The following is a 23,569-nucleotide window of genomic DNA, read 5'->3' as shown; positions in this document are numbered from 1 at the left end:
GTCGTCCTGTCTTCGAGGGTGAGGTCGCGGGGAGCGGCGGCGGTCAGAAGTCGAGCAGGTTGTCGCGCAGCTGCTCGTGGGCGTAGGCACGGCGGGTCAGGCCACGGCGCTGCAACACCGGCACGAGGCCGTCCATGATGGTGGCGACCGAGCGGCGGCTGACGTCGCCGAGCGCGAGGAGGAAGCCGTCGCCGCCGACCTCCGCCATGATCTCCTCCATCTGGCTGGCGACGCTGTCCGGCGTGCCGACCACGTCGACGCAGTAGCCGCAGCTCACATGGTCGATCATCGCCTCGCGCAGCGGCTTGTCGCCGGCGCGGGTGAGGAATTGCGACAGGCTCGACTGGTGGCCGTTGGTGGTCAGGCTCAGCTGGCTCACCGGCGTGTCGAGGTCGAGGCTGGAGAGGTCGAGATTGGTGCTCCAGCCGAAGCGCGCCATGCGGGTGTCGAGATTGGCAGCGGCCGAGACGCGGCGCTGCTCGGCGTACCACTTCGCCTGGTCCTCGGTCTCGGCGACGATCGGCGAGAGCAGGAACAGGATCTTGCAGCTGTTGGGGTCGCGTCCCATCGCCGCCATCTGGGCACGGATGTCGTCGCGATACTGCTTCATGTTGGCGACGCCGTTGGGGGCGGCGACGATGGTGTCGGCATGGGTGGCGGCGATGGTGCGGCCGCTCTTGGAGCCTCCCGCCTGGGCGATTACCGGCTGGCCCTGCGGGCAGGGTCCGGAATTCAGCGGCCCGCGCGAGCTGTAATATTTGCCCTTGTAATCAATGGTGTGAACCTTGGCGGGGTCGATCAGGATGCCGTTCTCGCGGTCGTCGAGAATGGCGCCCGGCTCCCAGGAGCCCCACAGCCCCTTCACGATGTCGATATATTCCTGCGCCATCACATAGCGCTCGTCATGGTCGGGCAGCTTGTCCATGCCGAAGTTCTGCGCCGAGAAATCCGACGAACCGGTCACCATGTTCCAGCCGGCGCGGCCGCCGGAGATCTGGTCCAGCGAGGAGACGATGCGCGCCGTCAGATAGGGATGGTAGGCGAAGGTGGAGAGCGTCGGCACGATGCCGAGGCGCTTGGTGGCGGCGGCCATCAGCGTCGCCACCACCGAAGGCTCCTGCCGCGGCGCGCAGATGCCGCCCTTCAGGAAGATATCGCGCGAATCCTGCCAGTTCTGGCCGATATAGATGGAATCCTCGATGAGGATGTAGTCGAAGCAGGCGCGCTCCATCGACCTTACGAGGTCGAGGAACATGTCGGCGGTCATCCATTCCTGCGCGATGTTGCCGGTCCACGGCTCCCCCCAGGCCTGAATACTGGAACCTTGGAGAAACCAGGCGAGATGAAACGGATTCGCGGGCATTAACGCACCTTACTCCTGTGACCGCATCGGAGAGCGCCGACGCGGTGCAGAAGGTAAGGCGGCGTGGCGGACAGGAAGTATCGCCAACACACGAAGCTTGGTTTAGCTGCTCGCGACATGGGCTCGCCTAAAAAATAGACACCCGGTCGCGCCATGGTCGTGTGGCAGCCCGATCTCGCCCACCCCGCCCGCCAACCGGCGGCGACGGGCGGAAGGCAGGCGATATGCGGGGTTGCTATCGCACTGCCCGCCCCTCGGCGGAGGGATTACCGGGAGTGCGCAGATAGGCGGCGAAGCCGCTCTCGGCGCCCGTCAGGGACTGACCGATCCGGACCACCTCCTCCACCAGCACGTCGAGATCGTCGCTCCGGGTCCGGTGGCTGGCGACGGCGACGCGCAGGCAGTGCCGGCCCTTCACCGTCGTATCGGACAAGACCGCGATGCCGCTCTCCTGTACCCGCAGCATGATCTCGACGTTGAGCGCGTGAAGCGCCTTCTCCTTCAAGCCCGGCGGGCGATAGCGAAAGCAGACGATGGGGAGACCGGCGGACGCGACCAGTTCCAGCAACGGCTCGGCCGCGACGAGTTCGGCGAGGTGACGGGCCTGCGCGATGTTCTGGTCGATCAGCGCTCCGAATGCCGCAACGCCGTGCTCCTTGAGCGCCATCCAGATCTTCAGGGCCCGGAAGCCGCGCGAGGTCTGCGGCCCGTATTCATGCAGCCAGGGCGCCGCCGCCAGGCCCCGGGGCTTGCCCTCGAGATATTCGGGCGTCACGGCGAATGCCGCGTGATGGGCGCAGGCGTCGCGCACCAGCGCGCATCCGGCCTCGAACGGCGCATGCAGCCCCTTATGCGGATCGAGAGCGAGGGAATCCGCCCGCTCGATGCCCTCCACGCGCCAGCGGTTTTCCGGAGCGATGGCGAGCAGCGCGCCGATGCAGCCATCGACATGCAGCCAGAGGCGCTCCTCGCGCGCCAGTTCCGCCAGTGCCGGCAGGTCGTCGATCGCGCCGGTGTTGACCGTGCCGGCGGTGGCGATGATGCAGGCAGGCTCGAGCCCGGCCGTCCGATCATTGGCAATGGCCCGGCGCAGCGCGGCGAGGTCGATGCGGCACTCCTCGTCGCTGGGAATGCGGATCAGCGCGCGGTTGCCCAGCCCCAGCGCTTCCACGGCCTTGCGGTGGCAGCTGTGCATCTGGTCCGAGCCGTAGAAGCGCAGCGGCCGCGCGATGGCGGCGACGCCATGCTCGCGCACGTCGATGCCGGCATGGATGTTTCGCGCCACGGTGAGGCCGATGAGGTTGGCCATCGACCCGCCGCTCACCAGCGTGCCGCTGGCGGAGGCGGGAAAGCCGACCATTTCCTTGCACCAGTCCACCACCTGCCGGTCGAGGCAGGCGGCGGCATGGTTGCCTCCGCCCAGGTTCGAGCCCTGTATCGCGGCCAGGAAATCCGCCAGCGCGCCGGTATAGTTGCTCGCGCCCATGTACCAGGCCCAAAAGCGCGGATGGATGTTGCCCATCGGATAGGCCATCACCCGGGCGGCGACCTCGCCATAGACCTCGGCGAGCGGCATCGGCTCGCGCGGCAAGGCGGTGGCGAAGGTGGCCTCCACCTCGGGCGGCATCGGCCGCCAGCAGGGGCGTGAGCGGACGTCGCGCAGATGGTCGATCGCGTCGTCGACGATGCGATGGGACAAGGCACGCACCGACGCCCAGTCCGCCGGATCGAGCGTGCGCTCGGGAGCGGCCCGCCGGCCCGCCGGCCGGTCCACCGCCCCCTCCTGCCGCGCGGTCATGCGGCGAACTGGAAGCCGGGTGTCGAACGCGACAGGGCCAGCTCCTCCTCATCCATCTCGGCCTCGATGCTGTCGAACAGCGGCGTCGTCATGTAGCGCTCGCCGGTATCGGGAAGCATGCACAGGATCACCGAGCCCTCGGGCGCCCGCTCGGCGACCTGCCGCGCCACGCCGAAGGTCGCGCCGCCGGAAATGCCGGTGAACAGGCCCTCCTTCTGCGCGAGGTCGCGCGCCCATCGGATGCCGTCGGCCCCGGCGATGGGCAGCACCTCGTCATAGAACCGGCGGTCGATCGCCTCCTGCAGCACCAGCGGGATGAAGTCCGGCGTCCATCCCTGGATCGGGTGCGGCTCGAATGCCGGATGGCTTGCCGCCGGCGCGCCCTCGCCGGTACGCGGCTGCGTCGTCCCGCTGCCGAGCAGCTGCGCATTGGCCGGTTCGGCGAGCACGATGCGGGTCTCGGGACGCTCGCGGCGCAGCACCCTCCCGACCCCTGCCAGCGTCCCGCCGGTGCCGTAGCCGGTGACGAACAGGTCGAGCCGCGATCCGGCGAAATCGTTGATGATCTCCCGGCCGGTGGTGGCCTCGTGGATATCGGCATTGGCGCGCGTCTCGAACTGATGCGCCAGGAACCAGCCATTGGCCTCGGCGAGTTCGACCGCCTTGCGATACATGCCGAAACCCTTCTCGGCCCGCGGCGTCAGCACCACCTTGGCGCCGAGCAGGCGCATCAGCTTGCGCCGCTCGACGGAGAAGCTGTCCGCCATGGTAACGACGAGCGGGTACCCCTTCTGGGCGCACACCATGGCAAGGCCGATCCCGGTATTGCCGCTGGTGGCCTCGACCACCGTCTGGCCGAGCTGGAGCGCGCCGGTGCGCTCGCCCTCTTCGATGATGTTCAGCGCCAGCCGATCCTTGACCGAGGCCGCCGGATTGAAGAACTCCGCCTTGACGTAGATCGTCCGTCCCGGAACGCCCAGATTGTTGATGCGCACGGTGGGCGTGTCGCCGACGGTGTCGAGAATGCTGTCGAACAGCCGGCCGCGGCCGGCCGTCGTCCTGATCGTCGGTTGAGATGACATAGGCGTGCTCCCGTATGAGTGCGCCGCGGCGAGATTTTCCGGCCGGTCTCGGCTAGAATTCGCGGCGACACCACGTCCTGACTGGTGATGTCATTGGATCCTTTCACGCAGGCATGGGAGCCAGCGTGGGCATGACCGTGGAAACGCGCGAGGAAAGCGATCTGTCCCCGGCGGATGCGGCGGCATCCGGTCTGCGGCTGCGTCTGCTTGGCGCGCTGAAGGTCGAGCGCGACGGCCGGCCGGTCGAACTTCCCGCGTCGCGCAAGGTCCGCGCATTGCTCGCCTTTCTCGCGCTGTCGCCGCGCCCGGTGGCGCGCAGCCGGCTGTGCGACATGTTATGGGACGTGCCCGACGATCCGCGCAGCGAATTGCGCTGGTGCCTGAGCCGGATGCGCGCCGCGCTCGACACGCCCGGGCGCCCGCGCGTGGTCGCCTCCGGGGACATGGTGGCGCTCGACCTCGAGGATTGCGACATCGACATCGCCGACATCGAGGCGGCGATGAGCAGCGGCATCGATGGCCTGGGTGTCGAACAGCTCACCCGGTTGGCCGGGCGCTTCGTCGGCAATGTCCTGGAAGGTCTCGCGCTCGAGCGCTGCCCCACCTTCGACACGTGGCTCGCGGCGCAGCGGCGGCGGTTACACGCGTGTCACGTCGCGATACTGGAGCAACTCGCCACGCGCCTCGCGGGGGATGAGGCGAGCATGCCTCACCTCGAACGCTGGATCGAACTCTCTCCGTTCGATCCCCGCGCCCACACCGCGCTGCTGGGCGCTCTCGCCTGTCAGGGGCGCCATTCCGACGCCGAGGAGCATCTCGCGGCCGTCGCGAAGCTTTTTACGGCCGAGGCCTTGGATGTCGCGCCGGTGCGCCGGGCCTGGCGGTCACTGCGGATGCGAGGCCCGACAATGCAGCCCGTGTCGCTCCCCGCGGCGGTAGCGGCGCTCCTCCCACCCGAGCCGGAAGCCGACCTCGCCGCGTCGCGCCGCGCGTCGCTGGCGGTCATGCCCTTCGCCGGGCAGCACGTGTCGGGCGGCGTGGCCGACGGGCTCACGCACGACATCATCACCCGGCTCGCCAAGCTGCGCAGCCTGTTCATCATCGCCCGCGGATCGGTCTATGCCCTGGCCGAACGCGGCCTGTCGCCGGAGGCCGCCGCGCGGCGGCTCAACGTCGACTATGTCGCCAGCGGCACGGTGAGGCGCCTCGGCAGCCAGACCGCCATCGATGTCGAGCTGGTCGAGGCGCGGACCGCCCGCATCGTCTGGGCCGAGGCCTATGACTACCGGCCGGACGATGCCTTTGCCTGCCTCGAGGAGATCGGCGACCGCATCGTGGCGGCGATCGCCGGCGGCATCGAGAAGGTCGAGCGCGACCGGGCCATATTGAAGCCCCCCAATTCGCTCAATGCGTGGGAGGCCTATCATCGCGGCCTCTGGCACATGTACCGCTTCACCCGCGACGAAAACGCGATGGCACGGCACTTCTTCGAGCGCGCGATCGCGCTCGACCCCACCTATTCCCGTGCCTATTCCGGCCTGTCCTTCACCCATTGGCAGAGCGCCTTCCAGGAATGGGGCCATCGCAACCAGGATGCGGAACTGGCGTTCAAGGCCGCCGGCCAGAGCCTCATCGTCGACGAATATGATCCGTCGGCGCATTGGGCGATGGGGCGGGCACTCTGGCTGCGCGACCGCTCCGACGAGGCGGTTCTCTCGCTTGAGCGCGCGGTCGACCTCAGCCCGAATTTCGCGCTGGGACACTACGCGCTCGCCTTCGTGCATTCGCAGAGCGGCGACGCGAGCACCGCCATCGACGCGGCGGACCACTCGCGGCATCTCAGCCCGTTCGACCCTCTGCTGTTCGGCATGCTGGGGGCGCGGGCCATGGCCCATGTCCGGCTCGGGCAATTCGAGGAAGCCGCGGAATGGGCGCTCAAGGCGGCGGCCCGCCCGAACGCGCATGTCATCATCCTCGCCATAGCCGCGCATTGCCTGGCGCTTGCCGGACGCATCGAGGAAGCGCGCGACTACATGCACGCCGTCCGCGCGCTCCGCCCCGATTACCGCGTCGAGGACTTTCTCGGCACGTTCCGTTTCTCGCCGGACGCGCGCGCCTTGTTCCAGGCCGGCGCGCGCCGGCTCGTCGCCGGCTGAACTCCTGGCGGGAGGTCGCCGGTGCAGTGTTCACCCCGTTCAGGCCACGCGGGATCGAAGCATGGAACCTGACGGCCGGCGCCGGCCCGGCGCGTCTCCCGCCAGGGCCCCCGACCCGCTATCTCCTCAGGGCATGCGCGGCAGCAGCAGACGGCTGGGCGAGGCGGCATCGAAATGCAGCGTCGTCGTCCCCGCGAAAATCTCCGGCGGGCGGTCGAGCGGATCGTCGTGAAGGAACGGGCCGCAGCCGGTCAGTTCGTTCTTGAAGGCGGAAAGCCGGCCGCCGCTGCCGCCGCCATAGACATAGTCCCGCCCGCGCAGCGTCAGGCCGATGCGCGCGCCGGCCGGTATCACGATCGATGTCGGCCAGATCTCGATGTCCAGCATCACCGGCTCGTCCGGCGTCAGCGGCTCGGTCTCGCCATGTACATGATAGGGCCGGTAGGGTCGCGACAGCTCGGGATCGGTCTTGCGATGCGAGGCGCGCAACCATCCCTGCGCGACCGGCGTGTGCGGGTCGATGGCGCCCTGGAACACGATCTCCTTCATGTCGGCCGAGAACACGCGCAGCACGGCGAAGATGTCGCAATCGCTGGTGCTGGACGACACCGCCAGCCGGAGCGCCGAGGGGCCGGTCAGCTCGGTCTCCCCGGCGAGCGGCTCGGACAGGAACGTCACCCCCTCGCCCATCGCCTCGAAGCGCACCGTGCCGTTCCCCGCCGGCGCGTCGGGCGTCAGGCGCAGGCCGTCGGGATCGAGATGCAGGGCGCTCCATTGCGTGCGGGCGAGCGGCCACTCGCCCTCCTTGCGCGGCACGAAGCGCTCGCCGGGATGGCGCACCTGCAACAGCACCGGCGGCTCGCGGTCCCAGCCATTGTCCTCGCCCTTGAGGAAATGGTCGAAGAAGCGCAGTTGCAGTTCCCGTCCATAGTCGGTGTAGAACTCGGTCCAGTGCTCGATGCCGTGCACCTCCAGCCATTTCTGGCTGGACGCCGCGCGTACGAACCCCTCGAAATTGCCGCGGGCGTGCAGCCCCGCCCCGCCCCAATTGGCGCAGGAGAGGAACGGCGTCACCACCCGATCCCAGTCCGGCGAGCGCGCCTGGTGATAGGCGTCGTCAAGCGGATGGGCGCGGATCTCGCCGCCGAAATCGCAGCGGTTGCGCGCGAGCTCTTCCTCGCCGAGCTCCGTCGGCCCGCAGACCAGCCCGCCATGCACGCGCGAGCGGCGGCCGCGCTCGCCGATGCCGTGCTGCACCGTCTTGACCTGCATGTCGTACCAGTTGGCCCAGAAGGTCGAGAGGATGCCGCCATGATGGGTCATGTCGCGGTACCAGTCCGCCGCGCCCTCCCAGATGCACATGGCGGCGAGGTGCGGCGGCTGCAGCCCGGCGACGTGCCACTGGTTGCTGCCGAAATAGGAGACGCCGTTGAGGCCGACCTTGCCGTTCGACCAGGGCTGCGTGCCCGCCCATTCGATGCAGTCGTGATAGTCGCGGGTCTCGCGCGGCGAGAACGGATCGATATAGCCGGGCGAGCCGCCGCAGCCGCGCGAATCCACCCGCACGCAGGCATAGCCCTCGCGCACCCATTTCTCCGGGTCCACCACCTCCCAGCTCTGGTAGAGGTTGCTGGAATGGGCGGTGACGTCGGGATGCTCCCTCGACATGCGCTCCCAGGCGCTGGGATAGCCCTCCTGGAAGGCGAGCCCCTTGGCATAGGGGCCGTAGGTGATCAGCACCGGATGGCGCCCCTCCACCACCGGCCGGTAGACGTCGGCGCGCAGCACCAGCCCGTCATCCATGGCGATCGGCACATCCCAGTCGATGCGCATGCCGTCGCGGATTTCGGAGGCGCGAGCGGAGGGGTCCGGCGCGGCAGGATCCTGCGAGGCACGGCCGGTCGCGGTGCGGTTGTCCATGGCGGTGTCGAGCTCCGTTGGTCAGACAGCCTTGATGCCGTGCAGGCCGTGCGAGGTGTCCTTCACCGTGAAGAACACCACGTCGGCCTCAGCGCCGGCCTTGCCCTGATGCAGCGTGTCCGAGGGGATGTAGATCAGCGTTCCCGGCGTGGCGGTGATCGGCTTGCCGCCCACCGTGGCGTGGAAGGTCCCCTCGAGGATGAAGATCCACTGCTCGTTGGGATGCGAATGCGGCTCGGCGCCGGTGCCGGCCTTCATGCGCATCAGCGCCACCATCATGCGGTCGCCCTCGACGCAGGAGCCGGCGGCGCTGGAATAGTCCGGCCCGCCGAGCAGGTGGTTCACACTTGCCAGCTCGAAGGCATAGTCCCGGGGCCCGGCCCTCAGGGCGCCCGGCGTGCGGGCCGTCTGCGTCGTGGTCATGTCGGCGTCTCCCATTGCCTGTCTCGTGCGTTCCCGGCGGCTGTCACAGCAGCGCCTCGATGATGCGGTCGCGGCTCAGCGGCAGGTCGCGGATGCGCGCGCCGAGCGCCCGCGCCACCGCATTGCCGATGGCCGCCGCCGTGGGTCCCTGCGCCACTTCGCCGAGGCCGAGCGGCGGTTCGCTCGCCATGTCCATGAAGCGGATCTCCACCGCCGGCACCTCGGAGAAACGCAGGATCGGGTAGTCGTCCCACTGGACGCAGCCGGCCCGGCCGTCCTGGAAGCGGACGCTCTCCTTCAGCGCCCAGCTCGCGGCCTGGACGACGCCGCCCTCCACCTGGTTCGCCGCGCCGTCCGGGTTGATCACCAGCCCCGCATCCACCGCGCACCACACGCGGGTGACGCGGACCTCCTCGTCGAGCTCGACCTCGGCGATGGCGGCCATGTAGGCGGCCTTGTTCTTGTAGCGGGAGAAGCCGATGCCCTTCGCCGTCCCCTCGCCCGCCGGCGCGTCCGGCGACCAGCCGGCCATGGCGGCGACCGCCTCGATGGTCGCGCGCGCCCGCGGGTCGGCCAGCAGCGACAGCCGATAGGCCACGGGATCCCGCCCCGCCGCCTCCGCCAGCTCGTCGATGAAGCTTTCGATGGCGAAGACATTGGCGAAGGCGCCGAGCCCGCGCAGCGAGGAGGTGCGCACCGGATGGCCGGCGACGAAATGGGTGACGATGCGCTGCGCCGGCAGATCGTAGGGCGCATGGGCGTTGCGCGCCGAACCGAAGCCGTTGGCATCGGGCACGTCGCCCGGCGGCACGCGCGGCGGCGCGCCCGGCAGCGCCTCGGCGCCGATCAGGTTGACCACGCCATGCATGCCCGGCCGCTGGCCGTGCGGCGCCGACCAGATCTCGATGCCCCAGTCGGCCGGTCGCCCCTGCGGCCCCAGCGCGGCGCGCAGCCGCACCGCCATCGGCGCACCGAAGGGAGAGGCGGTGAGCTCGTCCGCCCGCGTCCACTGCACCCGCACCGTGCGGCCGGGCCGCCGCGTCGCCAGCAGAGCGGCGTCGAAGGCGGCATCGTCAGCGCCGTTATGGCCGTAGCATCCCGCCGCCTGCCGGTGCCGCACCGCCACCGCGCCCGGATCGAGCCCCAGCGCACGGGCCAGCGACTGGCGCAGCGGATAGACCCCCTGCGAATGCGTCCAGACGTCGAGGCGTGTCCCGTCCCAATGGGCCAGTGCGCAGCTGGGGCCAATGGAGGCATGGGCGATGAAGCCCCGCGAATAGGTCGCCTCGATCTTCTCTCCGGCCTCCGCCGGCTCGCCTTCGGCGATCACCCGCTCCACCGTGGGCTGCGCCATCAGCCAGCCGGCGTCCGCCACCTCGTCGGGCGGCCTCTCGCCGCCGCTCCACGTGGCCTTCTCGCGCGCGACCGCCGCGGCCGCCTCGACGCTCGCCTCGTCGTCGCCGAGCAGGGCGAGGAAGCTCCCCTCGCGCACCACCTCGATGGTCCGCCGCGCCGCGCGATGCAGCGCCCGCTCGTCGAGCGCGCCGAGCACGGCGCCGCGCCAGGCCTGCCGCAGCACGCGCGCATGCAGCAGGTCCGGCATCCGCATGTCATGGATGAAGGCGCCGCCGCCGATCTTCTCCGGCAGGTCCGTACGCGGCAGCGAGCGCCCGACCAGCCGGTAGGCGGCAACCGGCTTGGGCGAGGCGCCGCCCGTGGCCTCGCGGGACAGGTCGATATCGCCGGCGAGCCGCCAGTAGTCGAAGCCGGTGGGCCGGCCGTCGCGGCGGAACGCCCCGTCATCGACGTCGAGCTCCTCAGCGGCGCAGTCGAGCAGCACCGCCGTCCGCTCCAGGAACAGCGCCCGCACCTCGGCGCAGACGATGCGGAGCGCGCCGCCGGAATTCTCCACCGAATAGCTGCCGGCGGTGTAGCCCTCGTTCGGCCCCTCCCCGGCCTCGCCGGAGACCAGGCGCAGGCGCGTGGGAGCGACGTCGAGTTCCTCGGCAGCGATCTGGGCGATGGCGGTGAGCACCCCCTGGCCCAACTCCACCTTCCCGGTGGAAATCCGCACCTGCCCCGGCCGGTCGAAACCGATCCAGGCGTCGAGGCGCGGATTGTCGGCGAGGCTGCGCGGCAGCTGGTTGGCGATCATGGCGCGACCTCCTCGGCGAGGCGCGCCGCGGCGCGCTGCACCGCCCGGACGATGCGGTTATGCGCCCCGCACCGGCACAGATGCCGGTCGAGCGCCGCCACGATGGCGGGACGGTCCGGCGAAGGCTCGCGCGCCAGCAAGGCACGCGCGCTCAGGATGATGCCCGACAGGCAATAGCCGCACTGGCCGGCCTGCTCGTCGAGAAAGGCCCGCCGGAGCGCGGCGAGGACAAGGTCGTGCTCGGCCGCCTCGATCGTGGCTACCGATCGGTCCGCCACGCTCCAGGCCGGGCGCGAGCACGCATAGGCCGGCTCGCCGTCCACCAGCACCGTGCAGGCGCCGCACTGTTCCAGGCCGCAGCCGAAGCGCGAGCCGGTGAGCCCGAGCTCCCCCCGCAGCACCGCAAGCAGCGGCACGTCGCCGGCGGCGTCGACCTCGACGCCCTGCCCGTTGACCGTGAAGCGGACCATCTGGGGAGCCAGCGCGCTCATGCTCCCTCCGGCTCGTGAAAGGCGACCTCCCGTGTGCGACGGATCGACGGCAGCACGATCAGCGCCAGCAGGACCGCCGTCGCGAGCAGCAGCGCGAGGCAGATCGGCCTTTGCAGGAAGATCAGCGGATCGCCGCCGGAGATCAGCATGGAGCGCCGGAGGTTCTCCTCCATCAGCGGCCCGAGGACGAAGCCGAGCAGCAGCGGCGCCGGCTCGCAGCGCAGGCGGATGAAGACGTAGCCGAGCACGCCGAAGCCGGCGGCGAGCAGCACGTCGAAGCTGGAATTGTTCACCGTGTACACGCCGATGGCGCAGAACAGCAGGATGGCGAGGTAGAGCAGCCGGTAGGGGATGCGCAGCAGGCTCACCCACAGGCCGATCAGCGGCAGGTTGATGACCACCAGCATCAGGTTGCCGATCCACATGCTGGCGACCACACCCCAGAAAAGCTGGGGGTTCTCGGTCATCACCGTCGGCCCCGGCTGGATGCCGTGGATGGTCAGCGCCCCGATGATCAACGCCATGGTGGCGTTGCCGGGAATGCCGAGCGTCAGCATCGGGATGAAGGAGGTCTGCGCGCCGGCATTGTTCGCCGCTTCCGGTGCCGCCACGCCCTCGATGGCGCCGTGGCCGAAGCGTTCCGGCTGGCGCGACAGCTTCTTCTCGAACATGTAGGCGGCGAAGGAGCTCAGTGTGGCGCCGCCGCCGGGCAGCACGCCGAGGAACGAGCCGATGGCCGTGCCGCGCAGCACCGCCGGGAAGCCGCGCCGGAAGTCCTCGCGGCTCGGCCACAGATGCGCGATCCGGCCGCCCAGCACCGAGCGGTCCTGCGACCCGTGTGCCAGCGTGACGATGATCTCGCTCAGCCCGAACAGGCCGATGGAGAGCGGGACGAAATTGATGCCGTCGGCGAGGTTGGCGATGCCGAGGTCGAAGCGGGCATTGCCGCTATTGACGTCGGTGCCGACCATGCCGAGCAGCACGCCGAGGAAGATCATCGCGATCGCCTTCGGCACAGAGCCGCTCGCCAGCACCACGGTGGCGAGCAGGCCGAAGGTCATCAGCGAGAAATATTCCGGCGCGCCGAAGGAGCGTCCGACCATGGCGAGCGGCGGCGCGGCGAGCGCGATGAGCACCGTCGCCACCGTGCCGGCGAAGAAGGAGCCCAGCGCCGCCGCCGCCAGCGCCGGACCGGCGCGCCCCTGCCGCGCCATCTGGTAGCCGTCGAGACAGGTCACGACGGCCGAGGTCTCCCCCGGCAGGTTGACCAGGATCGCCGTGGTCGAGCCGCCATACTGGGCGCCGTAGAAAATGCCCGACAGCATGATCAGCCCGGATATCGGGGTGAGGTAGAAGGTCAGCGGCAGCAGCATCGCCACCGTCGCCACCGGCCCGATCCCCGGCAACACGCCGATCAGCGTGCCCACCAGGCAGCCGATGAGGGCGAAGCCGAGATTGGCCGGGGTCAGGGCGGCGTCGAAGCCGAGCGCGAGATGGGCGAGCAAATCGTGCATCTAGAACTCCGGCCAGATCGGGAGGGACAGCCCGAGGCACCAGACGAAGACCAGCACCGAGCCGGCGATCAGCGCGGCGCCGAGGGTGAGCGTCTCCAGCGGGCGCACGTCGCGTCCGGCCAGCGCGCCGAGCCCGATCAGCCCGGCCGCCGCGGCCACCAGGCCGGTGCGCTCCACCATCAGGCCGAAGGCGACGATGGCGAGCGAGACGAAGGCCAGCGGCCGCCAGGCGACCCCGTCCTCCTCTTCCCGCTCCGCCGAGAACCCGCGCAGGGCGATGACGGAGCCGAGCGCCACCAGCCCCCAGCACACCAGTCGCGGCACGTAGCCCGCCCCCATGCGCGCCGCCGTCCCCATCTCGTAGCCGCGCATCAGATAGAGGCCGGCCGCGCCGATGGCGGCGAACATGACGCCCGCCCACAGGTCGGGACGGCCCGACGGCCCCGGCGCGCGCGCCGACGGGTCGGAGGCGGAGCGCTCAACCATGATCGGCGGCCGGGATGATCGGCAGCAGCAGGTAGGATTCGTGCGAGCCGCCCGAATGGATGGTGTTGTTACCGGTATTATAATCCGCGTGATAATGCGTGTAGTGGATGCTGCCGAGGCCGTCGCGCGGCTGGATGTCCAGCCGGATGCGATGGCCCTTGCGGAACACCATGCTGGTCGACCAGACCTCGACCTGCACCTCGACCTTCTCGCCCGGCGACAGCCACAGCCGCCGCTTATGGGCGTGATAGGGACGGTAGGGCCGGCTCAGCTCCGGGTCCAGCTCGCGATGCGACACGCGTAGCCAGCCCTTGGCCACCGGCACCTGCTGGCCCTGCTGGCCGACCTCGAAGACGTCGTTGCCCTCGGCATCGATGTTGCGCAGCGTCAGGAACAGGTCCATGTCCTCGGTGGAGCTCGACACCCAGAAGCGCGCCATCACCGGCCCGGTGACCTCGACGTCTTCCTCCAGCGGCGGCGTTTCCAGCGCGATGCCCATGCCCGCCATCATCGCCCCGGCCGCGAGGAAGGTGGACGAGGCCGAGGCCTGCCCCGCCTTGCCGGCGCCGCTGGCGAAATAGGTGCGCGAAGCGTCCTCCTCCGGCGCCTGCCGCGTCAGCCGGCCTGAATTCTTCGGCTGGTCCGCCGCCGGCGGCGACAGGTCGAAATGGAACTTGGTCCACCGGGTACGCGCCAGCGGCCACTCGTTCTCGTGGCGCCAGAAGCCCTCGCTGTTGCCCTGGCGGATCCACAGCTTCACCGGCGGCTCGTCCATCACCCCGTTGGGCTCGCCCTTCAGCCAGTGGTCGAAGAAGCGCAGCTGATCGTTGCGGCCGTCCTCGGTGTAGAAGGGGTGCACATGGTTGCCGGCATGCATGCGCAGCTTCTTGTGCGGCGAGGCGGCGCGCATGAAGGCCTCGGTGTTGCCGCGCATGTGCAGCCCCATGCCGGACCAGTTGCCGACGGTGAGGAACGGCACGGTGATCCGGTCCCACTGCGCCTGCTCGCCGCGGAAGGCGCCGCTGTCGAGGCTGTTGCGCACCCACTTCCACAGCGTGTTGGTCTGGAAGGTGTCGGGGTTGTGCCGGTAGGCCCGCCCCAGCAGGTGGTGCATCATGTGGGTGACGAACCAGTTGGTCATGAACAGGTTCAAGAGCCCGCCATGGAACAGCGCGTCGCGATAGAGGTCGGCGAAGCCCTCCCAGGGGATCATCGCCGTGAGCGAGGGCGGCTGGAGATTGGCAACGAACCACTGGTTGATCGCGAAATAGGAGATGCCGCTCAGGCCGATCTTGCCGCTCGACCACGGCTGCACCGCCGCCCATTCGATGGCGTCGTAATAGTCGACCGCCTCCTGGTAGGACCAGGGCTCGCCCTGGCCGGGCGATTTTCCGGTGCCGCGGGCATCCACCCGCACCAGCGCATAGCCGCGCGGCACCCACCATTCGGGATTGACCGTCTCCCAGTTCATCAGCGGGTTGGCCTTCTCCGCCAGATCCTCCGGCGGCACCCAGATCTTGTCCTTCTGGTAGGGGCCGAGATTCATGATGACCGGAAACGGCCCCTCGCCTTCCGGCCGGAAGATGTCGGCCTTGAGCATCACGCCGTCACGCATGGGGATGTCGACATCCCTCTCGATGACGATCCGGGACGCGGTGGCCGTTTGCGGGGCGAGGGTCGTGGGCGCGTTCATGAGCGGGATTCCGGGCGATGATCGGGAAAGGCGGCGGCGGGCGCGAGGCTCACTCCAGCGAAACGTTGGCGTCGGCCACCGTCTTGCGCCATTTCTCGATCTCGGCGCTCAGCCAGGCCTGGGCGTCCTCCTGCGAGGCGCTCGGCTCGGCGGCGATGACCTGCTTCTGGAAGGCGGCGACGATCTCCGGCGAGGCGAGCGCCTCGACGACCGCCTTGTGCAGCGCATCGAGCACCGGTTTCGGCGTGCCGGCCGGTGCGAACAGCCCCTGCCAGTTGAAGGTGCCGATGCCGGCATAGCCGAGCTCCTTCAGGGTGGGCACGTCGGGATATTCCTTCATGCGGGTGTCGGTGATGACCGCCAGCGGCTTGAGGTCGCCGGACTTCACCATGGCCATGGAGCTCGCCACATTGATGAAGGCGGCCTGCACGTCACCGGTGATGAGGTCGTTGATCATGCCGGAGGCACCCGCCTTGGTTGGCACGTGCACGGCGTCGAAGCCGGCCTTCTTGGCGAACACCGCCATGTCGAAATGCGGGTAGCTGCCGACGCCGGCGCTGGTGTAGCGCAGCTTGCCCGGATTCTGCTTGGCGTAGGCGACCAGCTCGGCGAGCGTGTCGACCTTGAAGCCGTTCGCCGTCGTCGCCACCACCACAGCCGGGATCACCGCCAGCCGCGCCACGGCCACCACGTCCTTCTGGTAGTCGATCTTGAACTTGCCGGCGTAGATGATCGGCGTGATGGCGTTGGTCGAGACGTTGCCGACCATCAGCGTGTAGCCGTCGGGCTTGGCGCGCACCATCTCCTCGATGGCGAGGATGCCGAAGGCGCCCTGCTTGTTCTCGACGACGAAGGCCTGGCCGAGCTTCTCGCGCAGCCGGTCGGCGAGCAGGCGTGCCACGATGTCGGTGGCCCCGCCCGGCGCATAGGGCACGAGGATCTTCACCGGCTTCGAGGGATAGGTATCGGCAAGGGCGGCACCGGTGGCGAGCACCGCGCCGACCAGGCCACACAACAGCGTACGGGCGAATTTCATGGCACCACCTCCGGGGCTCAGTCCCGCGGGCCGGCAGGGGTGGACCGCCGGGGCAAGCCGGGCGCACGCCCGGGCTGCACCGGTGCGGCCTTCGCGTCGATCGCTCCCGCGTCATCGGCGGGAGGATGAACGGGAGGCCGCCTCCGTCCTCACTGTCCGGCGGCGGATGGCGTTGGCGTTTTCCTCCAGCCGCCTCGTGTCTCCGAGTTTCGGCGGAATGCCGGCGCGTCATCGCCCGGCAAGGGGTAGCGTGTTAGCTCGACCCGATATTTTCCAATGATAAGATCTTATCCTTCCGATCATGATTTATAATGTCGAGGAAAGTCTTCGAGCGCGGCCGGGCATGGTGCAGCGCAGTAAAACCAGACGCCGACCTTGCGTCGCCTGCAATGGCCGGCAGCCGCGCCGTCATTCGTCTTCCCAGCCGCACGAAGCCTCGGGACATAGGGTGCAACAGCCGGGCTCGCGCCGACCAACTCTGCAGGTCGCGATTGTCCCCCCACGCCGCCGAGCGAGAACCCGTGCACCCGCGAGGCGGGAAAAAAGGACATCGTCGCCGAACGATGCCCCCGGCCTGAACCCCGCCTCCTCCGCATCCGCTTCCACGGCTCGCCGCCGACCGGATCGGTTCGGGAGCAATCCACGGCAGGTTCGATCGAGCGAAGATTCCACGCGATCATGCGCGGTTTCCCGGGCACGGTTTCCCGCCTCCCCGATGCGCGCTCCACCAACACACGGCGCGCGCGGCATCCCACACCGCCGGAGGTCGTCACGGTGTGGATCCCCGATACGACCCGCGCCGCATCAGCGCCCGGCGCTCCGGAGCGAACCAGCCGCTCGATATCTGCCGCGCGACGGTGGCCGACAGCTTGTCGATGCCGGGCACGAGATCTGAGGCACCGAAGCTGAACCCGAAACCGAGGCCGCTTTCACGCCTCCTCGCCGGCCCGCCGGCGATCACCGGCACCTTTCATCCAGCCCCGGTGGCGCCGCCATCGCAACGCAATGAGCGGCGCCATATCGGGGATTGAATGCCAGGATTGCCGTCGGTCGGCATGGCGGCGAACCACCTCCCGAAACAGGCTTTCGACGGAAGCGGCGTCAGCCGTAACGCCCACGCGGCCCGGGATCCGCCCACAGCGACCACCGCTTACCCCCGAGCAGACGGACGCAAGGACGTCATCGATTTTCCTATCGGAATATATTGTTCGCTTCCGCCGCCAATGCTTTGATGTGTCGGACTCGTATTGCCGGCGGAGGCACGACCATGGACATGAAGACCGGCGAGAGCCTCGGGGTCGATCTCGGTGCCCGTGTGAGAGGGCTGCGCGGCCGTTCCGGTCTCACCATCAAGCAGGTGTCGGCCCGTTCCGGCATTTCGCCGTCGGCGATCTCCAAGATCGAGAACAACCTGCTCTCCCCGACCTATGACAACATCATCCGCCTCGCCAAAGGGCTGGATGTCGATATTTCCGAGCTGTTCTCCTCCACCCGCAAGCAGGTGCCGCATGGTCGCCGCTCGCTCACCCGCGCCGGGCAGGGCGACTACATCCGCACCCCCGCCTACACGCTGGAAATGCTGTGCTCCGACCTCACCGCCAAGCGCATGCAGCCGATGAAGGCACGGCTGCGCGCCCATGAGACGCGCGAATTCGGCACGCTGGTCGCCCATGCCGGCGAGGAGGTCGTTCTGGTGCTCAAGGGCCGGGTGACGCTGCTCACCGAGTTCTATGCGCCGGTGACGCTCGACGAGGGCGACAGCGCCTATTTCGACAGCACCATGGGCCATGCCCTGCTCAGCGCCGGCGAGGACGATGCCGAGATTTTCTGGGTCTGCGCCGCCGACCAGAGCCTCAATTTCAGAGAGACACCGCCGGAAGCATCTTGACAGTTTCGTATTGAGAATAAAATGTTCTCATAAGAAATGAATTGCAAAATTATATATCAAATAACTATATAATTAACCCGCTCGTTCCAGAGGATATTCACATGACTGAACAGGTCGGCAGTCGCCGCGCCTTCCTGGCCGCCGGATCGCTCGTCGGAGCCGCCGCGACCCTCGCCGCCGCCTCCTCATCCTCCGCGTCGGCCCAGGACGCCGCCGGCGGCTCGCTGAAGGCGATCCGCGACCGCGGCGAGCTGCGCATCGGCGTCGCGCCGGGCGAGCCGTGGTTCTACAAGGACCAGCGCAGCGGCGAGTGGTACGGCCTCGGCTGGGGCCTCGGCGTCGCCGTCGCCAAGGAACTCGGCGTGAAGCCGGTGCCGGTCGAGACCACCTGGGGCAATGCCGTCGCCGCGCTCCAGGCCGGCCAGTTCGACGTCATGTTCACCATGGACGCCACCCCGCAGCGCGCGCTGGCGGTGGATTTCCCGGTACAGCCCATGTTCTGGTACGCGCAGGGCGTGCTCCTCGCCGACGGCGTCACCGTCACCTCGTGGGAGGAGATGAACAAGCCGGAATTCCGCATCGGTGTCGTGCTCGGTACCTCGCCCGATCGCGACATCACCGTGCGCCTGCCCAAGGCCACCATCGAGCGCTTCCCCAGCGCCGACGAAACCGGCGCCGCCTTCATTGCCGGCCGCATGGACGGCATCTCGCTGTTCCACCCGGCGCTGGTGATGCTGCAGTCGCGTCTCAAGCGCGGCAAGGTCATCCTGCCGCAGCCGCTGCGCGAGTCGCCCTCCTCCGCCGCGGTGCCGAACGTCGCCGACAAGAGCTGGCGCGACTGGCTGGGCGTCTGCCTCGCCTATTTCTACGCCACCGGCCAGACGCAGAAGATCTTCGAGGATTATCTCGCCTTCCGCGGCATCGACCCGGCCTCGACGCCGGCGATCATGCGCGAGCGCTGGAAAGCCTGATCGTACACCTCACCGGTCCGGCGCGCCGCCCCGTCGCGGCGCGCCGGTTCGCTGTCGCGCCCCTCCGCTCCCGCAGCCGGCAAGGTGGATCCGAATGCAATATGTGTGGGATTTCCGGCCGGTCTGGCTCAATTTCGGCGTGCTGCTGGAAGGCCTCGTCAACACGCTGAAGCTCTCCGGCTTCTCGATCGGCCTCGGCCTCGTCATCGGCCTCGTGCTGGCAATGGGGCGGCTGGCGCCGACGCGGTTCCTCTCCATCCCCGCCACCGCGATCATCGAGTTCTACCGCAACACCCCGCCGCTGGTGCATTTCTTCTGGTATTTCTATGGCTTGCCGATCCTGACCGGCATCAGCCTGACCCCGTTCGCGGCGGCGGCGGCGGCCTTGTCGGTGCAGTCCGGCGCCTTCTTCGCGGAGGTGTTTCGCGGCGGCATCGTCTCGGTGGAGCGCGGCCAGTGGGAAGCCGGCCGCGCCATCGGCATGGGCCATGCGCAGCTGATGCGGCGCATCATCCTGCCCCAGGCCTTCCGCCGCATGATCCCGCCGCTGATGGAGCGCTCCTTCGAGCTGGTGAAGACCACCTCGCTCGCCGCCACCCTCACCTATGGCGAACTCGTCTACCAGGCGATGGTGCTGGCGACGCAGACCTACCGGCCGATGGAGATCTACTCCACGGTCGCGGCGCTGTTCTTCACCGTGCTGTTCCTCGCCAGTTTGGGCATGCGTGCGGTGGAGCACCGCCTCGCCCGCCGCGCGGCACGGTGATCGCCATGAGCTATTCCTTCCAGTTCGGCGAGATCCTGGCCAATAGCGACCTGCTGCTGCGCGGCCTGAAGCTCACCATCCTGCTGTTCGCCCTCGCCTTTTCCGGCGCGCTGGTCTGCGGCCTGTTCATCGGCCTCGCGCGCGCCTCCACGCGCCGCATCCCCAACCTCGTCGCCACCGCCTATATCGAGCTGTTCCGCAACACCCCGGTGCTGGTCCAGCTGATCTGGTTCTACTACGCGCTTCCCGCGCTCTCCGGCTGGCAGCCCACCGCCTTCACCGCCGCCGCGCTCGGCCTGTTCCTCAACACCTCCGCCTATTGCGCCGAGATCTGGCGCGCCGGCCTGCAATCCCTGCCCGCCGGGCAGTGGGAAGCTGGCCGCGCCATCGGCATGAGCGAGTGGCAATTGCTGCGCCGGATCGTCGTGCCGCAGGCGATCGCCCGCATGGTGCCGGCCTTCACCAATCGTGGCGTCGAGCTCGCCAAGATGACCTCCATCGCCTCCACCATCACCGTGCAGGAGCTGATGTACGAGGCGAAGATGCTGAGCACGCAGACCTTCCTGCCGCTGGAGACCTTCACCGTGGTGGCGGTGATCTATTTCGTCCTCATCTATCCGGGAACGCTGGCCGCCTATGCGCTCGAGCGCCGCCTCAACTCGAAGGGAGCCTGAGAATGGCTGATGCGACACCCGTCCTCGCCGTCGAGGGGCTGCGCAAGAGCTTCGGCCCCAACGAGGTGCTCAAGGGCATCGACCTGAAGGTCGGCGCCGGCGAGCGCATCGCCATCCTCGGCTCCTCCGGCTCCGGCAAGAGCACTTTCCTGCGCTGCATCAACTTCATGGAGACGCCGAGCGCCGGGCGCATCGAGCTCGACGGCGCGCCGATCGGCACGCAGGGCCGGGACGGCGTCCTCACCGCCAAATCCGGCGAGCTGCGCCGGCTGCGCACCCGCGTCGGCATGATCTTCCAGCAGTTCAACCTGTTCCCGCACATGACGGTGCTGGAGAACGTGATGGAAGGCCCGGTGACGGTGAAGGGCATGAAGCGCGAGGAGGCCCGCGCCAAGGCGCAGGACTATCTCAAGCGCGTCGGCCTCGCCGAGAAGGCAGACCAGTATCCCCAGCGCCTCTCCGGCGGCCAGCAGCAGCGCGTCGCCATCGCCCGCGCGCTCGCCATGGAGCCGGAAATCCTGCTGTTCGACGAGCCGACCTCCTCGCTCGATCCGGAACTGGTCGGCGAGGTGCTGGATGTCATCCTCGGCCTGTCGCAGGAGGGCCGCACCATGCTGCTGGTCACCCACGAGCTCGGCTTCGCCTACCATTTCGCGACGCGGGTGCTGTTCCTGCACGAGGGGCGCATCCACGAGCAGGGCACCCCGGACGAGGTGCTGAAGAACCCGCGCGAGGAGCGCACGCAGGCCTTCCTGCGCCGCTTCTCCGCCTTCCATTTCTGAACGGGAGCCGCGAATGGCCGAGGAAAAGGGCGCGCAGACGCCGGTCGAGGACCCGCGCAACCACGATCTGTGGATCTGGCTCAACGGACGGCTGGTGAAACGCGCCGAGGCGCTGGTGTCGATCTTCGACGCCGGCTTCGGCCTCGGCGACGGCGTGTGGGAGGGCATCCGCATGGCCAAGGGCCGGCTGGTGCTGGTCGATGATCACCTCGACCGGCTCTATGAGGGCGCCAACACCATCGCCCTCGACATCGGACGGACCAAGGCCGAGATGAAGGCGGCGCTGGAGGAGCTCTGCGCCGCCAACGGCATCACCGATGGCGGCCATCTCCGGCTGATGGTCACACGCGGCGAGAAGCACACCGTGCATCAGGATCCGCGCAACGCGCTGGGTCGGCCGACCATCGCCATCACCGCCGAGTTCAAGGTGCCGGATCCGGAGATCAAGAAGGCCGGCATCAAGCTGTTCACCTCCACCTTCCGCACCTCCGGCCCGGACAGCTTCGACCTGCACCTGAATTCGCACAGCCGGCTCAACTTCATCCGCCCGCTGTTGCAGGCTATCGCCGCCGGCGCGCATGAGGCGCTGATGCTCGATCCCGCCGGCTTCGTGGCGAGCTGCAACTCGACCAATTTCTTCATCGTGAAGCGCGGCGAGTTGCTCACCTCCACCGGCCGCACCTGCTTCAAGGGCATCACCCGGCGCAAGGTGATCGAGCTCTGCGCCAGGGAAGGCATCGCCTGCCGCGAGACCGACTTCACCCTCGCCGAGGCCTATAACGCCGACGGCGCCTTCGTCACCGGCACCTTCGGCGGCCTCACGCCGGTGCGGAGCCTCGACGGCCGCGCCATCGGCTCCGCGCTGCCCTGTCCCGTCACCGCCCGCCTGTCGGATCTCTATGACCGCGCCTTCCTCGCCTGATCCCCTCCCCGCGGAGGCCGGCGTCACCGCCGCCGTCAGCCGCTTCGCCGCCAGCTTCGACGGCGCCGGCATCCCGGCGGCCGTGCGGGCGAAGGCGCGCCTCCACATCCTCGACGCCCTAGGCTGCGGCCTCGCCGGTGCGCCGACCGACATGCAGAGGCGCATCCTCACCGCGACGCGGGCCGAGGCGCGGCCCGGCCCCTGCCGGGTGCTGGGCGAGGCGGAAGGCTTCGGCCCGGTGGCGGCGGCCTTCGTCAATGCCGCGGCGATGAACGCGCTCGATTTCGACGACGGGCTGGAGGATGAAGCCGGCCGCGGCATGGGGCATCCCGGGGCCTCCAACGTCGCCGCCGCGCTCAGTGCCGTCTTCGAGCGGCCGGTGTCCGGCGCCGCCTTCGTCGCCGCCGTGGCACTGGCCTATGAGGTGAACAACCGGCTGATCCGCGCGATCCAGCCGAGCATCGAGCGCTTCCGCCTCGTCTATGGCGTCTGCCAGCACCAGGCCATCGGCGCCGCCATCGCCTATGGCCGGCTGGCGGGCCTCGATGCCGACGGCATGGAAAACGCGCTCGGCTTCGCCGGCACCTTCGCCAATGTGCCGAGCCTGCGCAAATACAATTGGGAACGCCGGCCGCTCATCACCTTCAAGGATTTCCTCGCCCCGGCGGCGGAGGCTGGCGTGCGCGGCGTCGCCCTGCACCGCGCCGGCCTCGTCGGCGCCAGGGCGGTGCTGGATGGCCCCTCCGGCCTGTGGCGCATGCTGGGTTCGGACCAGTTCGAGCCGGAACGCCTCACCGATGGCCTCGGCGAACGCTGGACGCTCGGCTTCAACACCCTCAAGCCCTACCCCGCCTGCCGCTGGATGCACGCGACGCTCAGCGCCTATGAGGCACTGCTGGTCGCGCACGCCATCCCGGCCGAGGCGATCGAGGCCATCGTGGTGCATACCGACGCCGCGCTGCTGCGCGACTTCATGGATGCGACCCCGCTCAGCATCAACGACGCGCAGTTCTCGTTCCCCTACGCCATGGCGGCGCTCGCCCTGCGGCTCGACCGGCCGCACTGGTACGACGCGGCTAGCATGGCCTCGCCGGCGCTGAAGGGCCTCGCCGCCCGCGTCTCCGGTGCCGTCGATGCGGAGGCGAGTGCGCTGATGAGCGGCCAGCGCCGGCCCGCCGGCCGGGTCGATGTCCGGTTGAAGGATGGCACCGTGCTTGGTTCGCCGCTTGCCGTCGACGCGCCCGGCGGCGTGCGGCTGCCGCTTGCCGACGACGCCGTGGCGGAAAAATTCCGCCGTAACGCCGCCGTCGTCCTCGACGCCCGGCGCGGCGCCGATCTCCTTGCCCTCATCGAGGACATCGAGAACGTGCCCGACCTCGGCGCCGCGCTCGCCGCCCGCCTCTAGAGCCTTTCCGGTGAACTCTGCTTCACCGGAAAGGCTCCAGGGTC

At 69.0% G+C, this 23,569-nt stretch carries 20 protein-coding genes; 8 read left to right on the top strand and 12 right to left on the bottom strand.

Features of this window, described 5'->3' with window-relative positions; genetic code table 11:
* Nucleotides 1-43: 43 nt before the first annotated feature.
* The 3 genes from LGR54_RS22035 to LGR54_RS22025 all read right to left on the bottom strand — a co-directional run bounded on the left by LGR54_RS22035 (nt 44) and on the right by LGR54_RS22025 (nt 4,243).
* Nucleotides 44-1,363: an NtaA/DmoA family FMN-dependent monooxygenase gene (locus LGR54_RS22035; RefSeq protein ID WP_230364106.1), complete on the bottom strand. Its 1,320-nt coding sequence runs from the start codon at nt 1,361-1,363 to the stop codon at nt 44-46.
* Nucleotides 1,364-1,598: 235 nt separating this feature from the next.
* Complete coding sequence (locus LGR54_RS22030) at nt 1,599-3,161, bottom strand: pyridoxal-dependent decarboxylase (protein ID WP_230364105.1); 1,563 nt, start codon at nt 3,159-3,161, stop codon at nt 1,599-1,601.
* A complete protein-coding gene (locus tag LGR54_RS22025; protein WP_230364104.1) occupies nt 3,158-4,243 on the bottom strand; it encodes a PLP-dependent cysteine synthase family protein in 1,086 nt (361 codons plus the stop codon). The genes LGR54_RS22030 and LGR54_RS22025 overlap by 4 nt, the downstream gene beginning before the upstream one ends.
* A gap of 131 nt (nt 4,244-4,374) precedes the next feature.
* Here LGR54_RS22025 and LGR54_RS22020 point away from each other — a divergent pair, with 131 nt between their 5' ends.
* Nucleotides 4,375-6,399, top strand: a complete 2,025-nt coding sequence (locus LGR54_RS22020; protein ID WP_230364103.1) for a BTAD domain-containing putative transcriptional regulator — start codon at nt 4,375-4,377, stop codon at nt 6,397-6,399.
* A gap of 126 nt (nt 6,400-6,525) precedes the next feature.
* Here LGR54_RS22020 and LGR54_RS22015 read toward each other — a convergent pair whose 3' ends face one another.
* The 9 genes from LGR54_RS22015 to LGR54_RS21975 form a co-directional block, all read right to left on the bottom strand.
* Complete coding sequence (locus LGR54_RS22015; RefSeq protein ID WP_230364102.1) at nt 6,526-8,319, bottom strand: CocE/NonD family hydrolase; 1,794 nt, start codon at nt 8,317-8,319, stop codon at nt 6,526-6,528.
* 21 nt (nt 8,320-8,340) lie between these two features.
* Entirely contained in the window at nt 8,341-8,742 is a 402-nt protein-coding gene (locus tag LGR54_RS22010) for a cupin domain-containing protein (protein WP_230364101.1), read from the bottom strand.
* A gap of 43 nt (nt 8,743-8,785) precedes the next feature.
* Nucleotides 8,786-10,897, bottom strand: coding sequence for a molybdopterin cofactor-binding domain-containing protein (locus LGR54_RS22005; RefSeq protein WP_230364100.1), 2,112 nt, complete (start codon nt 10,895-10,897; stop codon nt 8,786-8,788).
* Entirely contained in the window at nt 10,894-11,388 is a 495-nt protein-coding gene (locus tag LGR54_RS22000; protein ID WP_230364099.1) for a (2Fe-2S)-binding protein, read from the bottom strand. Before LGR54_RS22000 ends, LGR54_RS22005 begins: the two co-directional genes overlap by 4 nt.
* Nucleotides 11,385-12,902 carry a tripartite tricarboxylate transporter permease gene (locus LGR54_RS21995; RefSeq protein ID WP_230364098.1) on the bottom strand — a complete coding sequence of 506 codons (1,518 nt, stop codon included), beginning with the start codon at nt 12,900-12,902 and terminating at the stop codon, nt 11,385-11,387. Before LGR54_RS21995 ends, LGR54_RS22000 begins: the two co-directional genes overlap by 4 nt.
* Complete coding sequence (locus LGR54_RS21990) at nt 12,903-13,388, bottom strand: tripartite tricarboxylate transporter TctB family protein (RefSeq protein ID WP_230364097.1); 486 nt, start codon at nt 13,386-13,388, stop codon at nt 12,903-12,905.
* Nucleotides 13,381-15,081: a CocE/NonD family hydrolase gene (locus LGR54_RS21985; protein ID WP_230364096.1), complete on the bottom strand. Its 1,701-nt coding sequence runs from the start codon at nt 15,079-15,081 to the stop codon at nt 13,381-13,383. The genes LGR54_RS21990 and LGR54_RS21985 overlap by 8 nt, the downstream gene beginning before the upstream one ends.
* 49 nt (nt 15,082-15,130) lie before the next feature.
* Nucleotides 15,131-16,117 (bottom strand): tripartite tricarboxylate transporter substrate binding protein, encoded by a 987-nt coding sequence (locus LGR54_RS21980; protein ID WP_230364095.1) that lies wholly within the window; start codon nt 16,115-16,117, stop codon nt 15,131-15,133.
* A gap of 769 nt (nt 16,118-16,886) precedes the next feature.
* Nucleotides 16,887-17,084, bottom strand: coding sequence for a hypothetical protein (locus LGR54_RS21975; RefSeq protein WP_230364094.1), 198 nt, complete (start codon nt 17,082-17,084; stop codon nt 16,887-16,889).
* A 300-nt stretch (nt 17,085-17,384) separates the two neighbouring features.
* Here LGR54_RS21975 and LGR54_RS21970 point away from each other — a divergent pair, with 300 nt between their 5' ends.
* The 7 genes from LGR54_RS21970 to LGR54_RS21940 all read left to right on the top strand — a co-directional run bounded on the left by LGR54_RS21970 (nt 17,385) and on the right by LGR54_RS21940 (nt 23,525).
* A complete protein-coding gene (locus tag LGR54_RS21970; RefSeq protein WP_230364093.1) occupies nt 17,385-18,005 on the top strand; it encodes a helix-turn-helix domain-containing protein in 621 nt (206 codons plus the stop codon).
* Between the two features lie 101 nt (nt 18,006-18,106).
* Nucleotides 18,107-18,976 carry a transporter substrate-binding domain-containing protein gene (locus LGR54_RS21965; RefSeq protein ID WP_230364092.1) on the top strand — a complete coding sequence of 290 codons (870 nt, stop codon included), beginning with the start codon at nt 18,107-18,109 and terminating at the stop codon, nt 18,974-18,976.
* A 94-nt stretch (nt 18,977-19,070) separates the two neighbouring features.
* Entirely contained in the window at nt 19,071-19,742 is a 672-nt protein-coding gene (locus LGR54_RS21960) for an amino acid ABC transporter permease (protein ID WP_230364091.1), read from the top strand.
* 5 nt (nt 19,743-19,747) lie between these two features.
* On the top strand, nt 19,748-20,416 hold the full coding sequence (locus LGR54_RS21955) for an amino acid ABC transporter permease (protein ID WP_230364090.1): 669 nt from the start codon (nt 19,748-19,750) through the stop codon (nt 20,414-20,416).
* A gap of 2 nt (nt 20,417-20,418) precedes the next feature.
* Nucleotides 20,419-21,198 (top strand): amino acid ABC transporter ATP-binding protein, encoded by a 780-nt coding sequence (locus LGR54_RS21950; protein ID WP_230364089.1) that lies wholly within the window; start codon nt 20,419-20,421, stop codon nt 21,196-21,198.
* A 13-nt stretch (nt 21,199-21,211) separates the two neighbouring features.
* Nucleotides 21,212-22,120, top strand: coding sequence for an aminotransferase class IV (locus LGR54_RS21945; RefSeq protein WP_230364088.1), 909 nt, complete (start codon nt 21,212-21,214; stop codon nt 22,118-22,120).
* On the top strand, nt 22,098-23,525 hold the full coding sequence (locus tag LGR54_RS21940) for an MmgE/PrpD family protein (protein WP_230364087.1): 1,428 nt from the start codon (nt 22,098-22,100) through the stop codon (nt 23,523-23,525). Before LGR54_RS21945 ends, LGR54_RS21940 begins: the two co-directional genes overlap by 23 nt.
* Nucleotides 23,526-23,569 lie beyond the last annotated feature (44 nt).

The organism is Ancylobacter sp. Lp-2, assembly GCF_020523795.1.
In the GTDB taxonomy this organism is placed as follows: domain Bacteria; phylum Pseudomonadota; class Alphaproteobacteria; order Rhizobiales; family Xanthobacteraceae; genus Ancylobacter.
This window is presented reverse-complemented; position numbering and strand designations above follow the sequence as displayed.

Excerpts from the sequence above, each read along its gene's own strand:
- LGR54_RS22035 (WP_230364106.1), bottom strand. The coding sequence starts at position 1,363 with ATGCCCGCGAATCCGTTTCATCTCGCCTGGTTTCTCCAAGGTTCCAGT.
- LGR54_RS22030 (WP_230364105.1), bottom strand. The coding sequence starts at position 3,161 with ATGACCGCGCGGCAGGAGGGGGCGGTGGACCGGCCGGCGGGCCGGCGG.
- LGR54_RS22025 (WP_230364104.1), bottom strand. The coding sequence starts at position 4,243 with ATGTCATCTCAACCGACGATCAGGACGACGGCCGGCCGCGGCCGGCTG.
- LGR54_RS22020 (WP_230364103.1), top strand. The coding sequence starts at position 4,375 with ATGACCGTGGAAACGCGCGAGGAAAGCGATCTGTCCCCGGCGGATGCG.
- LGR54_RS22015 (WP_230364102.1), bottom strand. The coding sequence starts at position 8,319 with ATGGACAACCGCACCGCGACCGGCCGTGCCTCGCAGGATCCTGCCGCG.
- LGR54_RS22010 (WP_230364101.1), bottom strand. The coding sequence starts at position 8,742 with ATGACCACGACGCAGACGGCCCGCACGCCGGGCGCCCTGAGGGCCGGG.
- LGR54_RS22005 (WP_230364100.1), bottom strand. The coding sequence starts at position 10,897 with ATGATCGCCAACCAGCTGCCGCGCAGCCTCGCCGACAATCCGCGCCTC.
- LGR54_RS22000 (WP_230364099.1), bottom strand. The coding sequence starts at position 11,388 with ATGAGCGCGCTGGCTCCCCAGATGGTCCGCTTCACGGTCAACGGGCAG.
- LGR54_RS21995 (WP_230364098.1), bottom strand. The coding sequence starts at position 12,902 with ATGCACGATTTGCTCGCCCATCTCGCGCTCGGCTTCGACGCCGCCCTG.
- LGR54_RS21990 (WP_230364097.1), bottom strand. The coding sequence starts at position 13,388 with ATGGTTGAGCGCTCCGCCTCCGACCCGTCGGCGCGCGCGCCGGGGCCG.
- LGR54_RS21985 (WP_230364096.1), bottom strand. The coding sequence starts at position 15,081 with ATGAACGCGCCCACGACCCTCGCCCCGCAAACGGCCACCGCGTCCCGG.
- LGR54_RS21980 (WP_230364095.1), bottom strand. The coding sequence starts at position 16,117 with ATGAAATTCGCCCGTACGCTGTTGTGTGGCCTGGTCGGCGCGGTGCTC.
- LGR54_RS21970 (WP_230364093.1), top strand. The coding sequence starts at position 17,385 with ATGGACATGAAGACCGGCGAGAGCCTCGGGGTCGATCTCGGTGCCCGT.
- LGR54_RS21965 (WP_230364092.1), top strand. The coding sequence starts at position 18,107 with ATGACTGAACAGGTCGGCAGTCGCCGCGCCTTCCTGGCCGCCGGATCG.
- LGR54_RS21960 (WP_230364091.1), top strand. The coding sequence starts at position 19,071 with ATGCAATATGTGTGGGATTTCCGGCCGGTCTGGCTCAATTTCGGCGTG.
- LGR54_RS21955 (WP_230364090.1), top strand. The coding sequence starts at position 19,748 with ATGAGCTATTCCTTCCAGTTCGGCGAGATCCTGGCCAATAGCGACCTG.
- LGR54_RS21950 (WP_230364089.1), top strand. The coding sequence starts at position 20,419 with ATGGCTGATGCGACACCCGTCCTCGCCGTCGAGGGGCTGCGCAAGAGC.
- LGR54_RS21945 (WP_230364088.1), top strand. The coding sequence starts at position 21,212 with ATGGCCGAGGAAAAGGGCGCGCAGACGCCGGTCGAGGACCCGCGCAAC.
- LGR54_RS21940 (WP_230364087.1), top strand. The coding sequence starts at position 22,098 with ATGACCGCGCCTTCCTCGCCTGATCCCCTCCCCGCGGAGGCCGGCGTC.